Source organism: Gordonia sp. DT219 (assembly GCF_049847065.1).
GTDB lineage: Bacteria > Actinomycetota > Actinomycetes > Mycobacteriales > Mycobacteriaceae > Gordonia.
The window spans coordinates 77,103-96,483 of the sequence record NZ_JBNCNR010000007.1; the positions used below are offsets into that span (position 1 = coordinate 77,103).

The window sequence follows — 19,381 nt, forward strand, 5'->3', positions numbered from 1 at the left end:
ACCGGTCACCGGCGCCGGACGGGCGTCGCGGTGTATTTGACGTCGAGGAACTCCTCGATGCCGAGCCGCCCGCCCTCCCGGCCGAGGCCGGATTGCTTGATCCCGCCGAACGGTGCCGCCGGGTTGGACACCAAACCGGTGTTCACACCCACCATCCCGACCTCGAGGCCATCGGCGATGTCGGCGAGCCGATCGGCGTTCTCACTGCAAACGTAACCGACAAGTCCCCATGGTGTGCGGTTCGCGAGCGCGAGCACCTCGTCGTCGGCGGCGGTGCCCTGGCCGCCGAACGGGATCAGAGCCGCGACCGGCCCGAAGATCTCGGTGTGCACGAGGTCGGCGCCGGGATCGACGTCGGTGAGCACGGTGGGCAGGTAGAAGTGGCCCGGACCGTCGATGCGACGGCCTCCACAGCGCACCCGGCCACCGCGCGCGACCGCGTCGGCGACCAGACGCTCGACCTTGGCGACGGCCTTGGCCTCCACGAGCGGGCCGATTTCCGTGCCGGGGTCGGCACCGTCGCCGACCGACAGCGCGCTCATCCGTGCGGTGAGGGCATCGGCAAAGGCGTCGAAGATGTTGCGATGGACGAAGACCCGGTTGGCTGCGGTACAGGCCTGACCGGTGTTGCGCAGTTTGGCGACCATCAGCGCGTCGACCGCTCGGTCGACGTCGGCATCCTCGCACACGATGAACGGCGCGTTGCCGCCCAACTCCATCGACGTGCGCATGACGTGCTCGGCGGCCTGGGCGATCAGCAGTTTGCCGACCTCGGTCGATCCGGTGAAACTGACCTTGCGGGCCAGGCCCGAACTCATCCAGGCGCCCACCACCGCACCCGGATCGGAGGTGGTGACGACGTTGAGGACGCCGTCGGGCAATCCGGCCTCGCGCAGCACATCGGCCAGCAGCAGAGACGTCAGGGGAGTCAGTTCGGCGGGCTTGAACACCATCGTGCAGCCGGCGGCAATGGCCGGGCCGATCTTGCGGGTACCCATGGCGAGCGGGAAATTCCACGGGGTGATCAGCACGCACGGGCCGACGGGGCGCCGGGTCACGACGATCCGGGTGCCGCCGTCGCCGGTGGTGGTCGCATCGCCACTGATCCGCACGGACTCCTCGGCGAACCAGCGAAAGAACTCCGCGCCGTAGGCGACCTCACCGCGTGCCTCGGCGAGCGGTTTGCCCATCTCGGCGGTCATCACCGCGGCGAACTCGTCGGCGCGTTCGGTGATGAGTTGGTAAGCACGGTAGAGGATTTCGCTGCGGCTGCGTGGGCTGGTCGCGGCCCAGGCGCTCTGGTGGCCGGCCGCGACACGCAGCGCCGCGAGCGCATCGTCGGCGTCGGCGTCGGCCACCGAGGCGAGAACCCCGCCGGTGGCCGGGTTCTCGACATCGAAGCGCCGGCCGGAGCGCGCCGGCGTCGGCCGGCCGTCGATGAGCAGATCGGTGGTGATGTGCTCGAAGGACGGGACCGGGCGTGATTCGGTGGTGGTCATCGGGTACCTCCGTGAGTGTCGGGTGCGGGCGCGAGCAACTCGGCAAGATGGATGCCGGTGGCATTGACGAGGGGATCGGTGGCGTCGAGGTGGTCGACGCTCATCGCGCAACTGAAGCCGTCGGTGACGACCGGCCGGTCGGGATGAGTGCGCAGGGCGGGGGCCAGCGCCTGCTCGGCGACCGCGCGGCTGACCTCGTAGTGACCGGATTCGAAGCCGAAATTGCCTGCCACGCCGCAGCATCCGTCGGCGCTGTGAACCTCGACGCCGAGTCGGGTGAGCGCCGACGTCCCGGTGCCGGCGCCGAAGGTGGCGTACTCGTGGCAGTGCGTTTGCAGGGTCACCGATTCCGGCAGCGCGGGTGGCTCGTAGCCGGCGTCGAGGAGTCGGGGCACGAATGCTGCCACGCTGAGTACGCGTGCGGCAACCCGGCGGGCCGCAGGCGAATCCACCAGTTCGGGGAGGTCCTTGTGTAGCGCGGCGGCGCAACTGGGTTCCGGGACGACGATCGGCCGATCGGTGCCGTCGTCGAGCAGTTCCGCGGTGCGCGCCAAGGTCTTTCGGGCGCGGGTGAGCTGTCCGGTGGAGATCCAGGTGAGCCCGCAGCACACGTCGGCACGGCAGCCGAGCTGCTCGCCGGTCGCGCCCAGCAGGCGGGCGGTCGCGGTCGCGACGTGCGGACGGAAGGCGCGGGTGAAGGTGTCGACGACGAGGATGGTGTCGGAGCGGGCGCCGGTATGGGGCGCGGGCAGGGCGTCGAGGTGGCTGCGGACCTGGCGTCGGGTGGCGAAGGCGGGCATCGCACGGCGCCGGTCGATTCCGCCGAGCCGGGCGGCCAGGCGGCGCAACGGCTCTGCCCGCAGGGCGCGGTTGATCACCGGTGCGGTCGCGGTGGCCATCGGCAACCACATCGGCATCCAGCCCAGCGAGTAGTGCGACGCCGGTCGGACGCGCCCCCGGTAGTGATGGTGCAGGAACTCGGATTTGTAGGACGCCATGTCGACGCCCGTGGGGCAGTCAGACGAACACGCCTTGCACGACAGGCACAGGTCGAGGGCCTCGGCGACATCGGCTGACCGCCAACCGGATTCGAGGTCCGGTGCCGTGCGCACCATATCCTGAAGGACGCGCGCCCGGCCGCGGGTGGAATCCTTCTCGTCTCGGGTTGCCCGGTAGCTGGGGCACATGACGCCGCCGGTGGAACTGCGGCAGCGGCCGACACCGATACAGCCCTGCACCGCGTGGATGAATCCGTCGAGCGAATCGCTGCCGCTCCCGGCCCACGGGCGATTCGGGACGTCGGCGAGCGCGAGGTCGGCGGTGATCGGTGCCGGGGCGACGATGGCTGTCGGGTTGAGGAGTCCGTCCCGATCCCAGATCCGCTTGAACTCGTCGAAGGCGCGCAGCATCTCCGGCGAGTACATGATCGGCAGGAGTTCGGAGCGCGCCCGCCCGTCACCGTGCTCACCGGACAGCGAACCGCCGTGTGCGACGACGAGCCGGGCTGCGGCGGTGCAGAATTCGCGCATGATGGCCCGCCCGTCGGCGCTACGCAGATCGAAGGTGATCCGCACGTGCATGCAGCCGGCGCCGAAGTGGCCGTACATGACCCCGGTGAGCCCGAACTCGTCGAGCAACGCCTCGAAGTCGACGAGGTAATCGGCGAGCCGCTCGGGTGCGACGGCCGCGTCCTCCCAGCCCGGCCACGACTCGTGCAGCGGCCCATTGCCGGCCGCGGTGATCCCGGCGTCCGGGGCCAGCCGGGCCGACAGTCCGGCGCCGTCTTCGCGTACGCGCCACAACGACTTCCGGGTGGCCAGGTCATCGACGACGGTCGCGTCCACCATCCGTCCCTGTTCGCCGAGTTCGGTCCGCAGACGGGCGATGACCGACCGCACATCCGGCTCGGATTGTGCGGCGGCACTGTGCTCGTCGAGGTCGATGAACAGCCACGCGTCGCCGGCGGGCAGGCCGGCGACGGTGTCGGGGCCACGGCGGGCGGCCATCGTGGTCACGATCTTGCCGTCGATGCCCTCGATGGCCGACGGCGCGAACGGCAAGATGGCGGGCACGTCGCGGGCCGCGTCGGCGATCGAGCGGTAGCCCACGCACAGCAGGAGCTGCGATGTCGGCGCGGGCACCAACCTGACCGTCGCCGACACGACGATCGCGCAGCCGCCCTCACTGCCGACCAGGGCGCGCGCCACGTCGAAACCGTTCTCCGGCAACAGGTGCGCCAGATGGTAGCCCGACACCTGCCGCGGGATCGTCTCGAGGTCGGTGCGCAGGATGGCGAGGTTGCGGGCGGCGAGATCGCGCATCGCCGAGCTCAGTTCGTGCGCGCGTAGTGCGGCGTGGGCGTCGGCGGGGTCGGTGGCCGCGAGCCCCGTTCGGGTGGCGGTGAGCCGTAGTCCGTCGGCGGTGACGAGATCCAGGGATTCGACATGATCGCTGGTACGGCCATGGCGCACCGAATGATTGCCGCACGCATCATTGCCGATCGCGCCGCCGAGGGTGGCGCGTGACGCCGACGATGGGTCGGGGGCAAAGGTGAGCCGGCCGTCGGTGCGTGCCTGTACCTGTGCGGCGAGTTCGGTGAGGATCACGCCGGCCTCGGCGGTGACGACGCGCCGCTGGGCGTCGAGGGCGCCGACCCGCCGCATGTGCCGGGACAGATCGATGACGATTCCGCGGCCGATCGCGTTGCCCGCCATCGAGGTTCCGCCGCCGCGCGCGATGATCGGTACGCAGTGCCGGTGGCAGAGGCGGGCGGTGGCCGCGACGTCGTCGGCATCGCGGGGAAACACCACGGCCAACGGTGGAATGCGGTAATTGGATGCGTCGTAAGAGTATTCGGATCGCCGACGGGTCGAGCCGTCGACCTCGAGGTCCGCGGCGGCGAGTTCGGCGAGCAGTGCGGTGTGCGAGGCGACGACCCGATCCGGCACAGCGGTTTCCGTCTCGCCGGGTGGAGACGTCGCGGTCATTGTCGGATCATCCGCCGAGAACCGACCGCAACGCAACGCCGAAACGCTCGATCCCGAGGCTGATCTCGTCGGCGGTGACGGTCAACGCCGGAATGAGGCGGACGACGTTGCCGGCCGGACCACAGGTCAGGGTGAGCAGGCCATGGGCGGTGGTGGCGCGCTGCACCGCGAGCGCGGTGTCGGCGTCGGGTCGCCGGGTGGCGCCCTCGCCGGTGACGAACTCGATTCCGATCATCAGCCCGATTCCACGCACATCGCCGACCGCGTCGAAACCGGTGGTCACCTCGCGGATGCCGACGAGGAGCTGCTCGCCACGGACCGCGGCGTTCTCCACCAGGTTTTCCTCGGCGATGACGTCGAGGGTGGCGATCGCGGCGGCTGCGGCGACGGCGTTGCCGCCGTAGGTGCCGCCCTGCGAACCGGGCCAGGCCTTGCTCATCAGCGCGGTCGGCGCGGCCATCGCGGAGATCGGGAAGCCCGATGCGAGACCCTTGGCGGTGATGATGATGTCGGGGATCAGGCCGTCGGTGTGCTGGTGACCCCAGAAGCGTCCGGTACGTCCGAAGCCGGCCTGGACCTCGTCGAGGATCAGCAGGATGCCGTGGCGGTCGGCGCGTTCGCGCAGTCCGGCGAGAAAGCGCGGGGGAGCGGGCAGATAGCCGCCGTCACCGAGGACGGGCTCGATGAGGAAGGCGGCGGTGTCGTTCGGTGCGACACGCGAGGTCAACAGGTAGTCGAGTTCGGCCAGCGCGAAGTCGACAGCGGTGTCGGTATCCCACCCGTACCGGAAGGCGTAGGGGAATGGTGCCATGTGGACGCCGCCCATCAGTGGCGAGAATCCGGCCGAGAATCGGGTGCCGGCGGTGGTGAGGCTGGCCGCGGCCACGGTGCGACCGTGGAAGCCGCCCTGGAACACCACGATGTTGGGTCGTTCGGTGGCCATGCGCGCGAGCCGGATCGCGGCCTCGACGGCCTCCGAGCCCGAGTTCGCGTAGAAGACCGAGTCGAGTCCGGCGGGCAGCACACCGCCGAGTTTCGCGGTGAGTTCGAGCAGCGGCGGATGCATGACCGTCGTGTACTGGGCGTGAATGATCTTGGTGCACTGCTCCTGCGCCGCCGCGACCACGCGCGGATGACAGTGCCCGGTACTGGTGACACCGATGCCGGTGGTGAAGTCGAGGTAGGCGTTGCCGTCGGTGCCGTGGATCCATGAGCCGAGGGCGTGGTCGACGATCACCGGGGTCGCCTGCTTGAGGATCGGGGAGAGCGTGGCGGTCTGCGTGGCGGGTTCGACGGCGGTCATGGCACCACGGTGACGCCCTATCGTCGGATTGTCAACAATTGGACAGCGCAGCAAGGCGCGGAGAGGGGTGTAGAGCAGTGAATGGCGGTCTGTCGGAATATGGATTGCGGCTATGGCGACGGTCGAGCCGATTATCGTCGTGGCCGTCGCTATGGCCGCAACCTATATTCGCTTGCGCCGGAGCGGGCCGGTCGTCAGTCGATGATTCGGGCGGACTCCACGGGCGAGCGGACCGCCCGGAAGGTCCACAGCTTGTTCACGATGAAATTGATCGGCATCGTGATGACGATCGTGATGATCTGGGCCCAATACTCGCGTGAATGCAATCCGGCGCCTTCATGGAAGAAGGACGACGAGAGATACAACGGCGAGGTCGGGTTGGTGAAGCCCACCTTGAGGAACAGGCCGACGATCGCCGCGACGCTACCCACCGCGAGGAACGGCCAGAACTCCGACCACCAGGTCGCGTGCTGGGAACTCTTGAACGTCCACGACCGGTTGAGCTGGAAGTTGACGAAATTCGCGACGAGGAACCCGACGATCCACACCAGGACCGTGAAACGCACGTTGTAATGGCTGCCGGGAATGTGCCAGACCACGTCGAAGGCGTTGGCGGTGCCGCCATGGGCCTTGTTCATCAGGACCGCGACGATCATGTTGACGACCACGCCAGAAGCGCCCACGATGCCGAACCGGACAAATTGTCCGAGGTTACGAACGTGGGTGGCGTACCGGTCATCAAGGGTCACGATCACTGTGCGCAATATACGCTACGACCGGGCTGCGACTCGCAGGCAACCGTTCATCATCGCCGGTGTTGCGGAATTCGGCAACCGGGCGGGGCACTCCCGGGTTCGGTAATTTGAACCACATGGCTACCGGCAGTACGACCAGATCCCGACCGGTGGTGGCCCTGCTGGGATCACCCGAGGCGCCGCCACCGGTGCACCTGGCCGAACTCGAGGACATCGCCGATATCCGGCACACCACCGCCGACGAGCTGGGGACGGTGCTGCCCGGAGCGGATGCGCTGGTGGTCTGGGACTTCTTCTCCCGCGCACTGCACGACAATTGGCGGGCGGCCGATTCGCTGCGCTGGGTGCACGTGTGCGCGGCCGGGGTCGATTCCTTGCTGTTCGACGAACTCGTCGCCTCCGATGTGGTGGTCACCAACGCGCACGGGGTGTTCGACCGCCCGATCGCCGAGTTCGTGCTGGCCTCGATCCTGGCTCGCGACAAGCGTTTACACGAGTCGATGGCCCTGCAATCGCAGCGGGTCTGGAAGTGGCGCGAGACCCGATCGACCACCGGGACGTCGGCGCTGGTGATCGGCACCGGCGGGATCGGCCGCGAGATAGCCCGCCTGCTGAGCGCGGTCGGCATCCAGGTCACCGGCGCGGGCCGGCGCGCCCGCGACCATGATCCGGACTTCGGCGTCGTGCGCGAGACCGCCGGGCTGAGCGAGTTCGTCGGCGACTTCGACACCGTCATCGCGATCGCGCCGTTGACCGCCGAGACCGAGCACATGATCGGTGCCGACGTCCTGGCGGCGATGCGTGCCGACGCGCACTTCATCAATGTCGGGCGCGGTGCCCTCGTCGACGAGCCCGCCCTGATCGAAGCCCTGCAGGCCGGCCGGATCGGGGCGGCATCCCTCGATGTGGTCGCCACCGAACCGCTGCCCGCCGACAGTCCGCTGTGGGCCATGGACAACGTCGCGATCTCTGCGCACCTGAGCGGCGACGTCGTCGGGTGGCGCGATGTCTTGAGCGCGCAACTGCTCGATAACCTGCGCAGATACGCCGATGCCGGACCCGGAGACCTCGAGCGGCACCTCGTCAACGTGGTCGACAAGGCGCGTGGATACGTCGTGCGGCGCGACCCGCGGCCGGCCTGACGTAGTCTGTAGCGCGATGACCATCGTCTATTTCGTGATCGCCGCCATCGCATTGGCCGGGGCGGTGGCACTGCTGTGGCTCGACCGCCGTCGCTCCTCGGGCACGCGGCACCAACGCGCAATCTGGGGCGACGAACACGACTTCAAGTTCCGTGAGGCCGACACCAAACTCCGTACGGTATTCGGCCGCGCGACCATGAACGCTCCCGACACCGTCGCGGTGGAAAACGTCGCCTACGGCCACTACGGGGGTGTCGAGGTGATCGTCTTCGACATGTCGGAGACCGCAACGGTGATCGCCGTTCGCCGCTCGTCACCGTCCGCGGTGGTCGTGGACCTGCGCCATGAGGACGTCCTCGCGCCGGCGGAGGACGACGTCGAGCTTCTCGGGGCAATGGGGCCGCGCGTCATGTTCTCCAACAACCTCGACGCGGCCCGCCGGGTGTGCGATCGGCGCATGGTGTCGCTGGCCACCAAGGCGCCGGCCTATGTCGAGGTGCTGTGGAACGAGGGCAATTGGGCGCTCGGGTCGTTGCCGCTGACCGACGACGCCACCGAGCTCGACACCGGCCTGGAGGTCGTACGGCGCTTCGCCGACCTGCTGCGCGTGCTTCCGCCGTTGCGGGAGCCGCAGGATGCGCCCGACCCGCGCGATCCGCACGGTCCCACGCGCGCCGAGCTGGCCGACGAGAAGACCGAGAACATGCGCGACAAGAATCGGCGAGCCCGCATGGAGGCCGCTGCGCGCGATGGCGCTCCCCGCGATGGCGCTCCCCCCACCGCCGCGGCGCCGACGGCGCTGCGGCGTCCGGCCGAGGCGCCGCCGCGTCCCCGGCGTGCGTCCGCCGCCCCGGCCGAAGGCCGCCCTGCTGCACCGGCCGAAGGCCGCCCTGCTGCACCGGCCACGGGCCGCTCTGGGGTCCCGGCCGAAGGCCGCTCCAGTACGCCGACCACAGGTCGGCGGATGTCGCCGATGCCGGTGCGCGGCAAGCAGTCTCGGCCGGCGAGTGCACCCGATGATCTCGACCGTGTCGACGATCTCGACTACGACGACGACATCGCACCGCCGTCGCGGCAGGCACGCAGTGGTCCGAGTGAGATGCCCTCGTCCCGCAACCGGCACCACCGAAACTGACCGCAATCCACATGCATGCTGCCCGGTCGTATGAACGCGCATCCGCGTGTTCCGGCCACGTCGCCAGAGAGTGAGCTCATCAGTGTCTGCATCAATTCCGTCCTCGCCCATCGTCGACACCGGCGACCGTGATGTGCTCGCCGAACTGGTCACCGAGTTGTCGGTGGTACACGGCAAGGTGACGTTGTCCTCCGGCAAGGAGGCCGACTACTACGTCGACCTGCGCCGCGCGACGCTGCACCATCAGGCGTCGCCACTGATCGGCATGCTCATGCGGCAGTTGACCGCGGATTGGGAGTTCGACGCGGTCGGCGGTCTGACACTGGGCGCCGACCCGGTGGCGACGTCGATCATGCATGCCGCCGGCCGCGCCCTCGATGTATTCGTCGTACGCAAGGCGGCCAAGACGCACGGGATGCAACGCCGGATCGAGGGGCCCGACATCGCCGGGCGCCGCGTGCTGGTGGTCGAGGACACCTCCACCACCGGTGCGTCGCCCTCGGCGGCGGTGGAGGCCGCTCGCGAGGCGGGGGCGACGGTGGTCGGGGTGGCGACCGTCGTCGACCGGGCCACCGGCGCCGACAAGGTCATCGAAGCCCTGGGTGTGCCCTACCGCTCGTTGCTGTCGCTGGCCGACCTCGGCCTGGCCTGAGGCGTGTCGCGCGACGATTCGGACGGGTCGGCGCTGCCCGGCCCGACCGAATGGCAGTCGACGTCGGCGCCGCTGGTGGGCGTGGGGCCGTGGGACACCGAACACGATGGCCCCGCCCCGGCCGACCCGCGCTACGACCCCGAACTGCTGGCCGGCGGGGACACCCGCAATGTGGTTGACGCGTACCGGTATTGGACGCGGGACGCGATCATCGCCGACATCGACACCCGCAGGCATCCGCTACATGTGGCGATCGAGAACTTCACCCACGACGCGAACATCGGAACCGTGGTGCGTACCGCCAATGCGTTTGCCGTCGCCGCGGTGCACATCGTCGGGCGGCGACGCTGGAATCGCCGCGGCGCCATGGTCACCGACCGCTATCAGCACCTCGAACACCACGACACCGTGGCCGATCTGATCGCGTGGGCGCGCGAGCGGGGCCTCGCGGTCGTGGCCGTCGACAACACGCCGGGTGCGCAGCCGCTGGAGACGGTGACGCTGCCGCGGGAGTGCGTCCTGTTGTTCGGTCAGGAGGGTCCGGGGGTCAGCGCCGACGCACAATCGCACGCGGACCTGACAGTGTCGATCGCCCAGTTCGGCTCCACCCGCAGCATCAATGCCGGTGTCGCGGCGGGCATCGCCATGCACGCCTGGATTCGTCAGCACGCGGATCTGGCGCAGGCCTGGTAGCCGCGCCGGCCGCGGAGTGCGGTCGGCTCAGACGGTGTCGGAACGCCGATCATCGGCTCTCGGCGCGGGTGCGTCCGCCACGGCGGTCGGCTCGGCCGGGTTCCGCTTGGCGACTCGCCGACGGCGATACCACTCGATGAACATCGGGGCGATCGAGAGCACGACGATCACGATGAAGATCGGTTCGATGAGTTTCTGCACGATCTCGAAGCCGCCCAGCCAGTAGCCGAGCAGGGTGATGCCCACGCCCCAGATGATCGCGCCGATGATGTTGTAGACGGCGAACACCGGCCACTTCATCCGTGCCGCACCGGCCACGATGGGCGCGAGGGTGCGCACGATCGGTACGAAGCGGGCCAGGAAGATGGTGATCGGGCCATGCTTCTCGAAGAACGCATTGGCCTCGATGAGGTAGCGCTCCTTGAGGAAGCGGGCGTCGGGCTTGAACATCTCGGTGCCGACGAACCGTCCGATCCAGTAGCCGATCTGGCCGCCGATGATCGCGGCGACCGGAATGAATATGAGTAGCTGCCACAGCGAGGCGAACTTGTCGATGCCGTCCTTACCGCCTGCGGCGACGACCATGCCGGCCACGAACAGCAGCGAGTCACCCGGCAGCACCGGGAACAACACACCCGATTCGATGAGGATGACCAGGAGCAGGCCCCAGAATGCCCAGGCGCCGAACCAGCCGAGCACGTTGATGGGGTCGAGGATGCCCGGCAGCGCGACCGCGGTCGTGGTGGCCTGGGCAAGAGCGGAGTCGATCACGGGTCACCAGGCTACGCGGCGAACCTGAAGGTTTGCCAGGAGCATGTCCCGGCCGTCGGCGATGCCGATCGGCGGGCTCGCCTTTGCGCCGAGCGCGCTCGCCAACGCGCCGAGCGCGCTCACACGCGCGCTGTCGACGAACTGAGCGGCTCGGATGCCGGTGCACACGGCCGCGGTGACCTTGCCATACTGAACGGGAGTGATCGACTCGAAGCGTGAACCTTATCCGGTTGGAGGACGTGAAATGCCCATAGCAACGCCCGAGCAGTACGCCGAGATGTTCCAGAAGGCAAAGGAGGGCGGCTACGCGTTCCCGGCCATCAACTGCACGTCGTCGTCGACGATCAATGCGGCCATCAAGGGCTTCGCGGATGCGGGTAGTGACGGCATCATCCAGTTCTCCACCGGCGGTGCGGAGTTCGGCTCGGGCCTCGGCGTCAAGGACATGGTGACCGGTGCGGTCGCGCTCGCCGAGTTCGCGCATGTCGTCGCCGCGAAGTACGACGTCACGATCGGTCTGCACACCGACCACTGCCCGAAGGACAAGCTCGATACCTACGTGCGGCCGCTGCTCGCGATCAGCCAGGAGCGCGTCGACGCGGGCCGCAATCCGTTGTTCCAGTCGCACATGTGGGACGGTTCGGCCGTGCCGATCGACGAGAACCTCGAGATCGCGCAGGAGCTGCTGGCCAAGGCGGCAGCCGCGAAGATCATCCTCGAGATCGAGATCGGCGTCGTCGGCGGTGAAGAGGACGGTGTGGAAGCCGCCATCGACGACAAGTTGTTCACCACGCCCGAGGACTTCGAGAAAACCCTCGCGGCGCTGGGCGTCGGGGAGAAGGGTGTGTACCTGCTCGCCGCGACGTTCGGCAATGTGCACGGGGTGTACAAGCCCGGCAACGTCAAGCTGCGCCCCGATGTGCTCAACACCGGCCAGGAAGTGGCGACCAAGAAGCTGGGACTGCCCGACGGATCCAAGCCGTTCGACTTCGTCTTCCACGGTGGCTCCGGCTCGCTGAAGAGCGAGATCGACGAAGCGCTGAGCTATGGCGTCGTCAAGATGAACGTCGACACCGACACCCAGTACGCCTACACGCGACCGGTCGCCGGCCACATGTTCGGCAACTACGACGGCGTGCTGAAGATCGACGGGGACGTGGGCAACAAGAAGGCCTACGATCCGCGCGGGTGGAGCAAGAAGGCCGAGACCTCCATGAGCGAGCGCGTCGTCGAGGCGTGTACCGACCTCAAGTCGGTGGGCAAGTCGATCAGCGCCTGACCACCTCGGCGACAGCGCTCTTCAAACGCCGCTCTACAAACGCCGACATCGCTTACCCAAGCGCTGTCGGCGTTTTTGTGGGGCGCCCTCGGCGTAACTGTGGGTTCAGAGAGTCAGGATGCCGACGAGGACAGCGATCGCCAGGAGAACCATCACGATCGCGGCGCCGATGACCATCGGGTCGGCGCGGCGGCGATGGCGTCGCGATGGCGTCGTCGAGCGGGGTGCGGATTTCGGGCGGGTGCCCGGCGCAGGCCGGGAGATAGGCGGCTGCGGTGGCGGCCCTTGCTGTGGTGCGGGCCGAGGCGCCGGGGTGTGCCACCGATCGGGTGGCGCCGGGGCGTCGCGCGGTGGCCTCGGCGGCGGTGGTCCCCAACCGGCCGACTGATTCCCGCTCGGACGCGAATCATGTTGCGGTGACCGCGGTTTCGGTGGGTTGACGTGGTGCGCGCCCGGAGTGGTCGGGCGGCCGTACGGAACGTCGGGGCGCACGCCCATCGGTAGTGGTGGGCGGTCGGGCGGCGGTGCCGGGCGCTGATGCCGGCCCGGACCGTCGATCGGAGTGGTGGGCACCGCGTTGTGGCCGGCGTTATCCGCCGGCGGCACACCCGCGGTCGGCTCACCGGTCACTGCTTGTCGCAGACCTTCCAGTTGTCGCCCTGCTTCTGCAGGTTGATGGCGACCCGCTGTGGCTTGTCGGGCGTACTCGTGTTGACTGCGGTCACCTCGACGAGAGCGGTGTCGCCGTCGACGCGAACCGCGTTCACCTTCTGCACCTGCACCAGCTCGTTGCGCGACTTCTGCGATTGGTAGAGCTTGGTCCAATCGCCGTCCTGCATCTTCTGGTAGTAGGTCAGCTTGTTGCCGCAGGTGACGTTGCGCAGGGTTTGCAGATCGCCGTCATATACGGCGTTGCCGTAGGTTTTCGCGGTGTCCGCGGCGGCGTCCTCGGGCGCGACCGGACGCGTCTGGAAGTACGCGAACACGCCGACCACGACGGCGACGATCACCACGACGGCCGCGATCGCGGAGAACAGGATGCCCTTGCGTCGGCGACTGCGGCCGGCCTTCTGGGGCTTGGATGGCAGCTGCTCTTTCTCGCCCGGAATGACCTGCGGCTGGTGCGCTGTCGTCGACCAGCCCTGGGTCGCTGCGGCACCGGCCGCCGCGGCACCGCCGGCGGCGACGCCCCCTGCGGCCGCGGCCGCGGGTCTGGTCAGGATCTGGGTCTTCGAGTCGTCGGCCGGTGGTTGGTCGGCCGGTGCTTGGGCCTCCGGGGCTTGGGCTTCGGGGGCTTGGGCTTCGGGGGCTTGGGCTTCGGGGGCTTGGGCCTGCGCTGGTTCTGCGTCAGCCGGTTCCGCCTCGGTCACCTGATCGGTGGCCGTCGCCACCGGTATCTTGGCGGTTTCGTCGTCGGCCGGGCCCTCCTCGGATTCGGCCTCTTCGGATTCGCCCGCGTCGGATTCGCCCGCGTCGGATTCGCCCGCGTCGGATTCGCCCTCGTCCGATCCGCTCTCGTCGGACACGGTCTCCGTGGCGTCCGCCTCTTCGGCGGTGGCCTCGTCGCTGCTTTCCTCGTCGCTGGTGTCCTCGTCGGTGACCGCCTCGTCGGCCTCATCCGCCTCGTCGGCTTCCGGCTCGGTGCTCTCGGCCTCAGCACCTTCGGTCTCAGCAGCCTCGGCCTCAGCATCTTCGGCCACGTCGGCTTCGGTCTCCGCAGCTTCGGGGTCGGCGCTTTCGGGCCCCGACTCGTCGGTCTCGGTGGGCCCCGTGTCGTCGGTCTCGGTGGGCCCCGACTCGTCGGTCTCGGTGGGCCCCGTGTCGTCGGTCTCGGTGGGCCCCGTGTCGTCCGAAACTTCTTGTTCCGCAGGTGTTTCGGCTGCCTCCTCGTCCGCGGTGTCATCGCCCGCGGTGGTGGCCTCGGCGTCGTCGACGTCCTCGGAAGCGCTGTCGGCGTCCTCTGCAGTGTCGTCGGCGTCTGCGGTGTCGTGGTCATCTGCGGCCGCGGCAGCGCCCGCCGCGGCTGCGCCGACGACGACTGCACTCGCAGCAACCGGCGCATCGGATCCGGTGGGAGCGCTGTCGTCCTCGGATGCCCTGTCGTCCTCGGATGCCCTGTCGTCCTCCTCGGATGCGCTGTCGTTCTCGGGAGCGCTGTCGGTATCAGATCGAGCGCTGTCGGCATCCTCGGGGGCACCGCCGTAGGCGTCGACATCCTCGAGGTCGTCGAGCTCCGCGGGGTCGGGCAGGCTGGACCGGCTGATGACCTTGGTGGCCGAATCGATCCCGCGTCCGCCGCGCGGCCTCGGATGATCGGTCACCGGGTCTCCTGTGGTCTCCGTAGAACTGTCGGTTTGGTGAGAACTGTCGGTGTGACCAGAATTATCGGCTGCGGCCGAATCATCGGTTCGGGGCGATTCGGTCTGGTCGGCGTCAGCCGCATTGTCTTCGGGTTGCGGCTTCGCCGGGGCCGTCGGTATCCGGAACGGCTTGGTCTCCGCGTCCATCGTCGAGGAGTGCGGCGGTCGCGAACTCGACTCGGCAGGCCGCCCGGACGGGCCGTTCTGGGACGGTTGGGGTGCGACGTTGCGCGACGCGGGTGGCCGGGGACCGGCCGGGCGCGGAGCCGGTCCGGCGTCGGACGTACGCGAATCCCGCATCTTGCGTAGCTTCGAGAACGCCTTGGTGACAGCGGACTTCCGATCGTCAGACTGCGCCATCGGTCATCACCACACCTTCCTCGAACAGCATGCTCGAAGTTTGCACACGAGAAGATCTCCCCCCGAAAAGACGGCATCGCACCTCACAACGCGACGAAGTGCGCCATTCACACTAGCGAACGGCCGCACTCGTCATCACCTCGGGAGAGTGGCTCATCCGGTCGGATGACGATTCGCCGACCTGCGGTGTTACCTCGGCGCCGCCGCACGTCTTCGTAGGCGTTGCGCAGACGGCGATGCTTGAATGGGGGAGTGACTTCCTTTGGAGATCTTCTCGGCCCACAGCCCGTCTTGTTGACCGGTGACGACGATGCCGAATCGGCGCTGCTCAACGGTGCCGAGCCCGCCCAGGTGGCGGCCGGTCATCCCACCGCATCGATCGCATGGGCGTACCTGGCCGAACGCGCTCTCGACGGCTCGACGACCGGTGGCGAGGGCGACGTCGTCAAGGTCATCGAGGCGTACGCCTACGCACGAACCGGGTATCACCGGGGACTCGACCAGCTGCGGCGACACGGCTGGAAAGGGTTCGGGCCGGTGCCGTGGAGCCACGAGCCCAATCAGGGCTTCCTGCGGTGTGTCGGCGCGCTCGCCCGCGCGGCGCAGGCGATCGGCGAAGAGGACGAGTACCTGCGATGCCTGGACCTGCTGAACGACAGCGATCCGACCGCCGCCGACCACCTCGGACTGCACTGAGCTCGGTGACCTCCTGGGCCCGGCGCCGCTACGAGGCGCTGCCGCGGATGTTGCGGGTGCGCATCCGGCGACTCTGGTTGTCGTTGGGCCCGATTCTGCAGTGCGCGATCGCCGCCGGTATCGGCTGGTGGTTCGCGCTGGATGTGCTCGGCCACCAACAGCCCTTCTTCGCCCCCATCGCCGCGATGATCTCGCTGGGCCTCTCACTCGGGCGACGGTGGCGCCGATCGGTCGAACTGGTCGGTGGCGTCACCATCGGAATCCTGATCGGCGATCTACTCATCACCGAAATCGGTAGCGGCACTTGGCAAATCGTCGTCGTGGTGGCGCTGGCGATGTCCGTCGCGGTCTTCCTCGACGACGGCCCGCTCATCCCGATGCAGGCCGCGTCGTCGGCTGTGCTCGTGGCCACCCTGCTGCCGCCCGGCGGGATCGGCGGATTCCACCGCGCCATCGACGCCCTGACCGGCGGCTTGATCGGCATCCTCGTGGGGGCGTTGCTGCCGGCCAATCCGGCGTCACGGGCACGTCGTGACGCCGCGTCGGTACTCGCGACGGCGCGTGATGCCGCCCGGCAACTCGCCGAGGGCATGCGCTCCGGGGATGAGCCGACGGTGTTCGCCGCGCTGGAGACGGTGCGCGGCACCCAGGGCGCGATCAACACGATGCGCCAGGATATGAGCGGTGGCCGCGAGATCAGCACGATCTCCCCGCTGTACTGGGGTTCGCGCATGCGGCTGCAGCGCCTCTCGGCGACCGCCGACCCCATCGACAACGGGGTACGCAACTTCCGCATCATCGCCCGGCGGGCACTGGGCATCACCCAGCGCGGCGAGACGATCCGGCCCGAACTCGTCGAGATCATCGGTGATCTCGGCGGGGCGTTCGAGGTGCTGCGGGAGATGATGCTCGCCGATCCCGGCAAGTCGCCGGACGCCGCCGATGCCGCGCGCGTGCTGCGCACGATCGCACGCAAGGCGAAGATCGAACTGGCCGAGGAGCGCGGGATGTCGGAGACGGCGTTGCTCGCCGAGATCCGGTCGCTGCTCGTCGACCTCTTGATGGTGGCCGGATTGCGGCGGTCCTCGGCCATCGCGACGCTGCGGTGGCCGAATGGCTCACCCGGCGACCAGCACGCAGCGGGTTAGGCGTACCTAAGGCTTGGCATATATGCGAGTCGACGCATATATTGGCAGGGTCATGGGCCATTCACATTCGCACTCCCACGGCCATTCGCCCGCCGACGCCACGAATGGCTCGCACCGTCGTATCTGGCCGATGGCGGTGGCGGTCGCGCTGATCGGCTCGTACTTCGCCGTCGAGCTCGGCGTGGGCGTCGCCGTCGATTCGCTGGCGCTGATCGCCGACGCGGGACACATGCTGACCGACGTGGTCGCGCTGGTCATGGGCCTGATCGCGCTGCTGTTGGCGCGTCACGGCAAGGCCACCGACACCCGGACGTTCGGCTGGCATCGGGCCGAGGTGTTCACCGCGGTGGCCAATGCGGTCCTGCTGATCGGGGTCGCGTGCTTCGTCGGATACGAGGCGATCGAACGGATCGGATCTGATCCGCACGTTCCGGGACTCACCCTCATCGTCGTCGCTCTGGTGGGACTGGCGGTGAACATGATGGTGATGTTGCTGCTGCGGGCCGACTCGAAGGGTTCCATCGCGGTACGCGGTGCGTATCTGGAGGTGCTCGCCGACGCGGTCGGCAGTGTCGGAGTGCTGGTCGCCGGTGTCGTCGCACTGACCACCGGATGGGGATACGCCGACATCATCGTGGCGGTCGGCATCGCGATCTGGGTCGTGCCGCGGGCACTGCGTCTGGCGATCGACGCGCTGCGCATCCTCAACCAGCAGGCACCCACCCACATCGACGTCGACGAGGTGCGCCGCGAACTCGCCGAGATCCCGTCGGTCACCGACGTCCACGATCTGCACGTCTGGTCGCTGACGACCGGCATGGACGTGGCGACGGTCCATCTCGGCAGCGACCGGCCCAACGCCGAGGTGCTGCCGGCCGCACAGGCGGTACTCGCCCGGCACGGACTTCCGCACGCCACGGTGCAGGTCGAACCGGCCGTCGACCAGCAGCGATGCCGTGAACACCTCAGTTGGTGAACACTGCAGTTGGTGAACACTGCTCGGTTCAGTGCCGCCAGAACAAGAAGGTGTTCCAGCCCCAGCCGGCCAGTCCGGACGGCACTCCCGACAGCTCGAACAGCCAGAAGATGAAGTCGAAGAACAGCTGGTTCAGCTGCGGGATGAACAGCAACGCGAAGATGATCAGGAATCCGTAGGGCGCGATCTTGGCGGCGCTCTGGCGGGTCTGCGGCGACAGGTACGGCTCGATGGCGCCGTAGCCGTCGAAGCCGGGCATCGGGATCAGGTTCAGCACCGCGGCGGTGATCTGTAGGAACGCGAGCATCGCGAGCCCGTCCCAGAGGTTGATGGAGTCGGGATCGGTCACGAACAACCCGATCGGGCTGTCCACGAACGGCCCGAACGCGCGGATCACCACCAGCAGCACGATGGCCAGCACGAGATTCACCGCGGGACCGGCCAACGAGACCGTGGTGCGTTGTGCCCGGGTGAAACCGCGCTCGTTCAGATACACCGCCCCACCGGGAAATCCGATGCCGCCCAACAGGATGATGAGCAGCGGCAGCCCCAGTGACAGCGCGGGATGGGTGTAGCGCAGGGGGTTGAGCGTGAGGTATCCGCGCAGCTGCGTGTCGCGGTCACCGAAGCGGTAGGCGGTCACCGCGTGCCCGAACTCGTGCAGACACAACGAGATCACCCAGCCGGCCAGCACCAGCAGGATGACGCCGAGAGTGGCCTGACCCGACGAGCGATCGGAGCCGGCGCGGGCGGCGAGCCACCCGCCGAGCACCGCGACCGCGACCAGGCCGAGGAAGACCGCACCCGGCTGTATCGCCCGCGCGATCTCGGTGACCGTCGGGTTGCGCCGCTTGCCGAAGGCCGGGCCGGTCATGGGAGCACCAGTTTCAGATCCACGTGGTGACGGTAGTAGGTGGACCGTTTGACCGCACGATCGCTTGCGATCCCCTCACGTTCGACGACGATGTTCGGGCCACCGGTCTGCACCGCGCGGCCGCGATGCCAGCTGCGGCGGCCGGTGAGCGCGGCGAGCGCACCGCCCTCGAGGCGGGCCCGCAGCCCCGGCTCCCCGGGTGTCGGCTCGATCCGGATTCCGCGCACCTCGCCGGTGAACAGGCGATGGCTGTCGACGTAGGTCTCCCCGTGCAGCTCGGCTCCCTCGGCGCCGAGATGGCGGGCGAGTCCGACGAGGACGGTCGCTGCATCGTCCCGGATCAACGGCACCGCGACGGCGTGGCCGCGTTCGGCGAGTTCGCGCGCGCCCGATCCGTGCGGCAGTCCGTAGGCGCGGGTGGCGGCGGTGGGCTCCTCGGCAACGTAGGCGACCTCGACGTCGAGTCGCTCGGTGAGCATCAATGCGGCGATGACCTGCGCGAGGTGAGCGTCGGGATGGGTCCGGGCGGTGCCGGTGTCACCGGGCTCGGTGTCGGAATCCGCGGGATCGGCGCCGGGTTCGACGATGAGTCGGGTGACGGCCGGGTCGGCGATCCGCTGGGCCACCGCGTCCCGAACCGCCCGGCGGGTGTTGGCAGACGCCGGCACCGGCGATGACGAAATGACCGCGAACGACATGGGAATAGGGTATCCAGCCTGCCGAACCAGTAGGGTTATCCCGGTTTCGACTT

16 protein-coding genes are annotated in these 19,381 nt (G+C 68.6%); 8 read left to right on the forward strand and 8 right to left on the reverse strand.

Annotated features, from left to right (window positions below):
- Window positions 1-5: 5 nt before the first annotated feature.
- The 4 genes from ACPXB3_RS11135 to ACPXB3_RS11150 all read right to left on the reverse strand — a co-directional run bounded on the left by ACPXB3_RS11135 (window position 6) and on the right by ACPXB3_RS11150 (window position 6,544).
- Window positions 6-1,499, reverse strand: coding sequence for an NAD-dependent succinate-semialdehyde dehydrogenase (locus ACPXB3_RS11135; protein WP_425727626.1), 1,494 nt, complete (start codon window positions 1,497-1,499; stop codon window positions 6-8).
- Complete coding sequence (locus ACPXB3_RS11140; protein WP_425727627.1) at window positions 1,496-4,486, reverse strand: FAD-binding and (Fe-S)-binding domain-containing protein; 2,991 nt, start codon at window positions 4,484-4,486, stop codon at window positions 1,496-1,498. The genes ACPXB3_RS11135 and ACPXB3_RS11140 overlap by 4 nt, the downstream gene beginning before the upstream one ends.
- Before the next feature lie 7 nt (window positions 4,487-4,493).
- Window positions 4,494-5,789 (reverse strand): aspartate aminotransferase family protein, encoded by a 1,296-nt coding sequence (locus ACPXB3_RS11145; RefSeq protein WP_425727628.1) that lies wholly within the window; start codon window positions 5,787-5,789, stop codon window positions 4,494-4,496.
- Window positions 5,790-5,983: 194 nt separating this feature from the next.
- Window positions 5,984-6,544, reverse strand: a complete 561-nt coding sequence (locus ACPXB3_RS11150; RefSeq protein ID WP_425705604.1) for a GtrA family protein — start codon at window positions 6,542-6,544, stop codon at window positions 5,984-5,986.
- A gap of 116 nt (window positions 6,545-6,660) precedes the next feature.
- Between ACPXB3_RS11150 and ACPXB3_RS11155 the strand changes: the two genes are divergently transcribed.
- From ACPXB3_RS11155 to ACPXB3_RS11170, 4 genes are all read left to right on the forward strand, one after another.
- Window positions 6,661-7,686, forward strand: coding sequence for a D-2-hydroxyacid dehydrogenase (locus ACPXB3_RS11155; protein WP_425727629.1), 1,026 nt, complete (start codon window positions 6,661-6,663; stop codon window positions 7,684-7,686).
- A 16-nt stretch (window positions 7,687-7,702) separates the two neighbouring features.
- A complete protein-coding gene (locus tag ACPXB3_RS11160) occupies window positions 7,703-8,821 on the forward strand; it encodes a hypothetical protein (protein WP_425727630.1) in 1,119 nt (372 codons plus the stop codon).
- Window positions 8,822-8,903: 82 nt separating this feature from the next.
- Window positions 8,904-9,473: an orotate phosphoribosyltransferase gene (pyrE, locus tag ACPXB3_RS11165; protein ID WP_425705601.1), complete on the forward strand. Its 570-nt coding sequence runs from the start codon at window positions 8,904-8,906 to the stop codon at window positions 9,471-9,473.
- A gap of 3 nt (window positions 9,474-9,476) precedes the next feature.
- Window positions 9,477-10,166, forward strand: a complete 690-nt coding sequence (locus tag ACPXB3_RS11170) for a TrmH family RNA methyltransferase (protein WP_425727631.1) — start codon at window positions 9,477-9,479, stop codon at window positions 10,164-10,166.
- A gap of 27 nt (window positions 10,167-10,193) precedes the next feature.
- On the opposite strand, the gene ACPXB3_RS11175 is transcribed toward ACPXB3_RS11170, so the two are convergent.
- Entirely contained in the window at window positions 10,194-10,937 is a 744-nt protein-coding gene (locus ACPXB3_RS11175) for a DedA family protein (protein ID WP_425727632.1), read from the reverse strand.
- 244 nt (window positions 10,938-11,181) lie between these two features.
- Here ACPXB3_RS11175 and fbaA point away from each other — a divergent pair, with 244 nt between their 5' ends.
- Entirely contained in the window at window positions 11,182-12,216 is a 1,035-nt protein-coding gene (gene fbaA / locus ACPXB3_RS11180; protein ID WP_425705598.1) for a class II fructose-bisphosphate aldolase, read from the forward strand.
- A 626-nt stretch (window positions 12,217-12,842) separates the two neighbouring features.
- On the opposite strand, the gene ACPXB3_RS11185 is transcribed toward fbaA, so the two are convergent.
- Complete coding sequence (locus ACPXB3_RS11185; RefSeq protein ID WP_425727633.1) at window positions 12,843-14,936, reverse strand: hypothetical protein; 2,094 nt, start codon at window positions 14,934-14,936, stop codon at window positions 12,843-12,845.
- A 252-nt stretch (window positions 14,937-15,188) separates the two neighbouring features.
- Here ACPXB3_RS11185 and ACPXB3_RS11190 point away from each other — a divergent pair, with 252 nt between their 5' ends.
- From ACPXB3_RS11190 to ACPXB3_RS11200, 3 genes are read left to right on the forward strand one after another with little or no spacing between them, the layout of a single operon-like run.
- Window positions 15,189-15,632 carry a DUF3151 domain-containing protein gene (locus tag ACPXB3_RS11190; protein WP_425705596.1) on the forward strand — a complete coding sequence of 148 codons (444 nt, stop codon included), beginning with the start codon at window positions 15,189-15,191 and terminating at the stop codon, window positions 15,630-15,632.
- A gap of 47 nt (window positions 15,633-15,679) precedes the next feature.
- Window positions 15,680-16,780: an FUSC family protein gene (locus tag ACPXB3_RS11195; RefSeq protein WP_425727699.1), complete on the forward strand. Its 1,101-nt coding sequence runs from the start codon at window positions 15,680-15,682 to the stop codon at window positions 16,778-16,780.
- Window positions 16,781-16,832: 52 nt separating this feature from the next.
- Window positions 16,833-17,756 carry a cation diffusion facilitator family transporter gene (locus tag ACPXB3_RS11200; RefSeq protein WP_425705595.1) on the forward strand — a complete coding sequence of 308 codons (924 nt, stop codon included), beginning with the start codon at window positions 16,833-16,835 and terminating at the stop codon, window positions 17,754-17,756.
- 28 nt (window positions 17,757-17,784) lie between these two features.
- Here ACPXB3_RS11200 and ACPXB3_RS11205 read toward each other — a convergent pair whose 3' ends face one another.
- Both ACPXB3_RS11205 and ACPXB3_RS11210 read right to left on the reverse strand, forming a co-directional pair.
- On the reverse strand, window positions 17,785-18,630 hold the full coding sequence (locus ACPXB3_RS11205; RefSeq protein ID WP_425727634.1) for a site-2 protease family protein: 846 nt from the start codon (window positions 18,628-18,630) through the stop codon (window positions 17,785-17,787).
- Window positions 18,627-19,328: a hypothetical protein gene (locus tag ACPXB3_RS11210; RefSeq protein ID WP_425727635.1), complete on the reverse strand. Its 702-nt coding sequence runs from the start codon at window positions 19,326-19,328 to the stop codon at window positions 18,627-18,629. The genes ACPXB3_RS11205 and ACPXB3_RS11210 overlap by 4 nt, the downstream gene beginning before the upstream one ends.
- Window positions 19,329-19,381 lie beyond the last annotated feature (53 nt).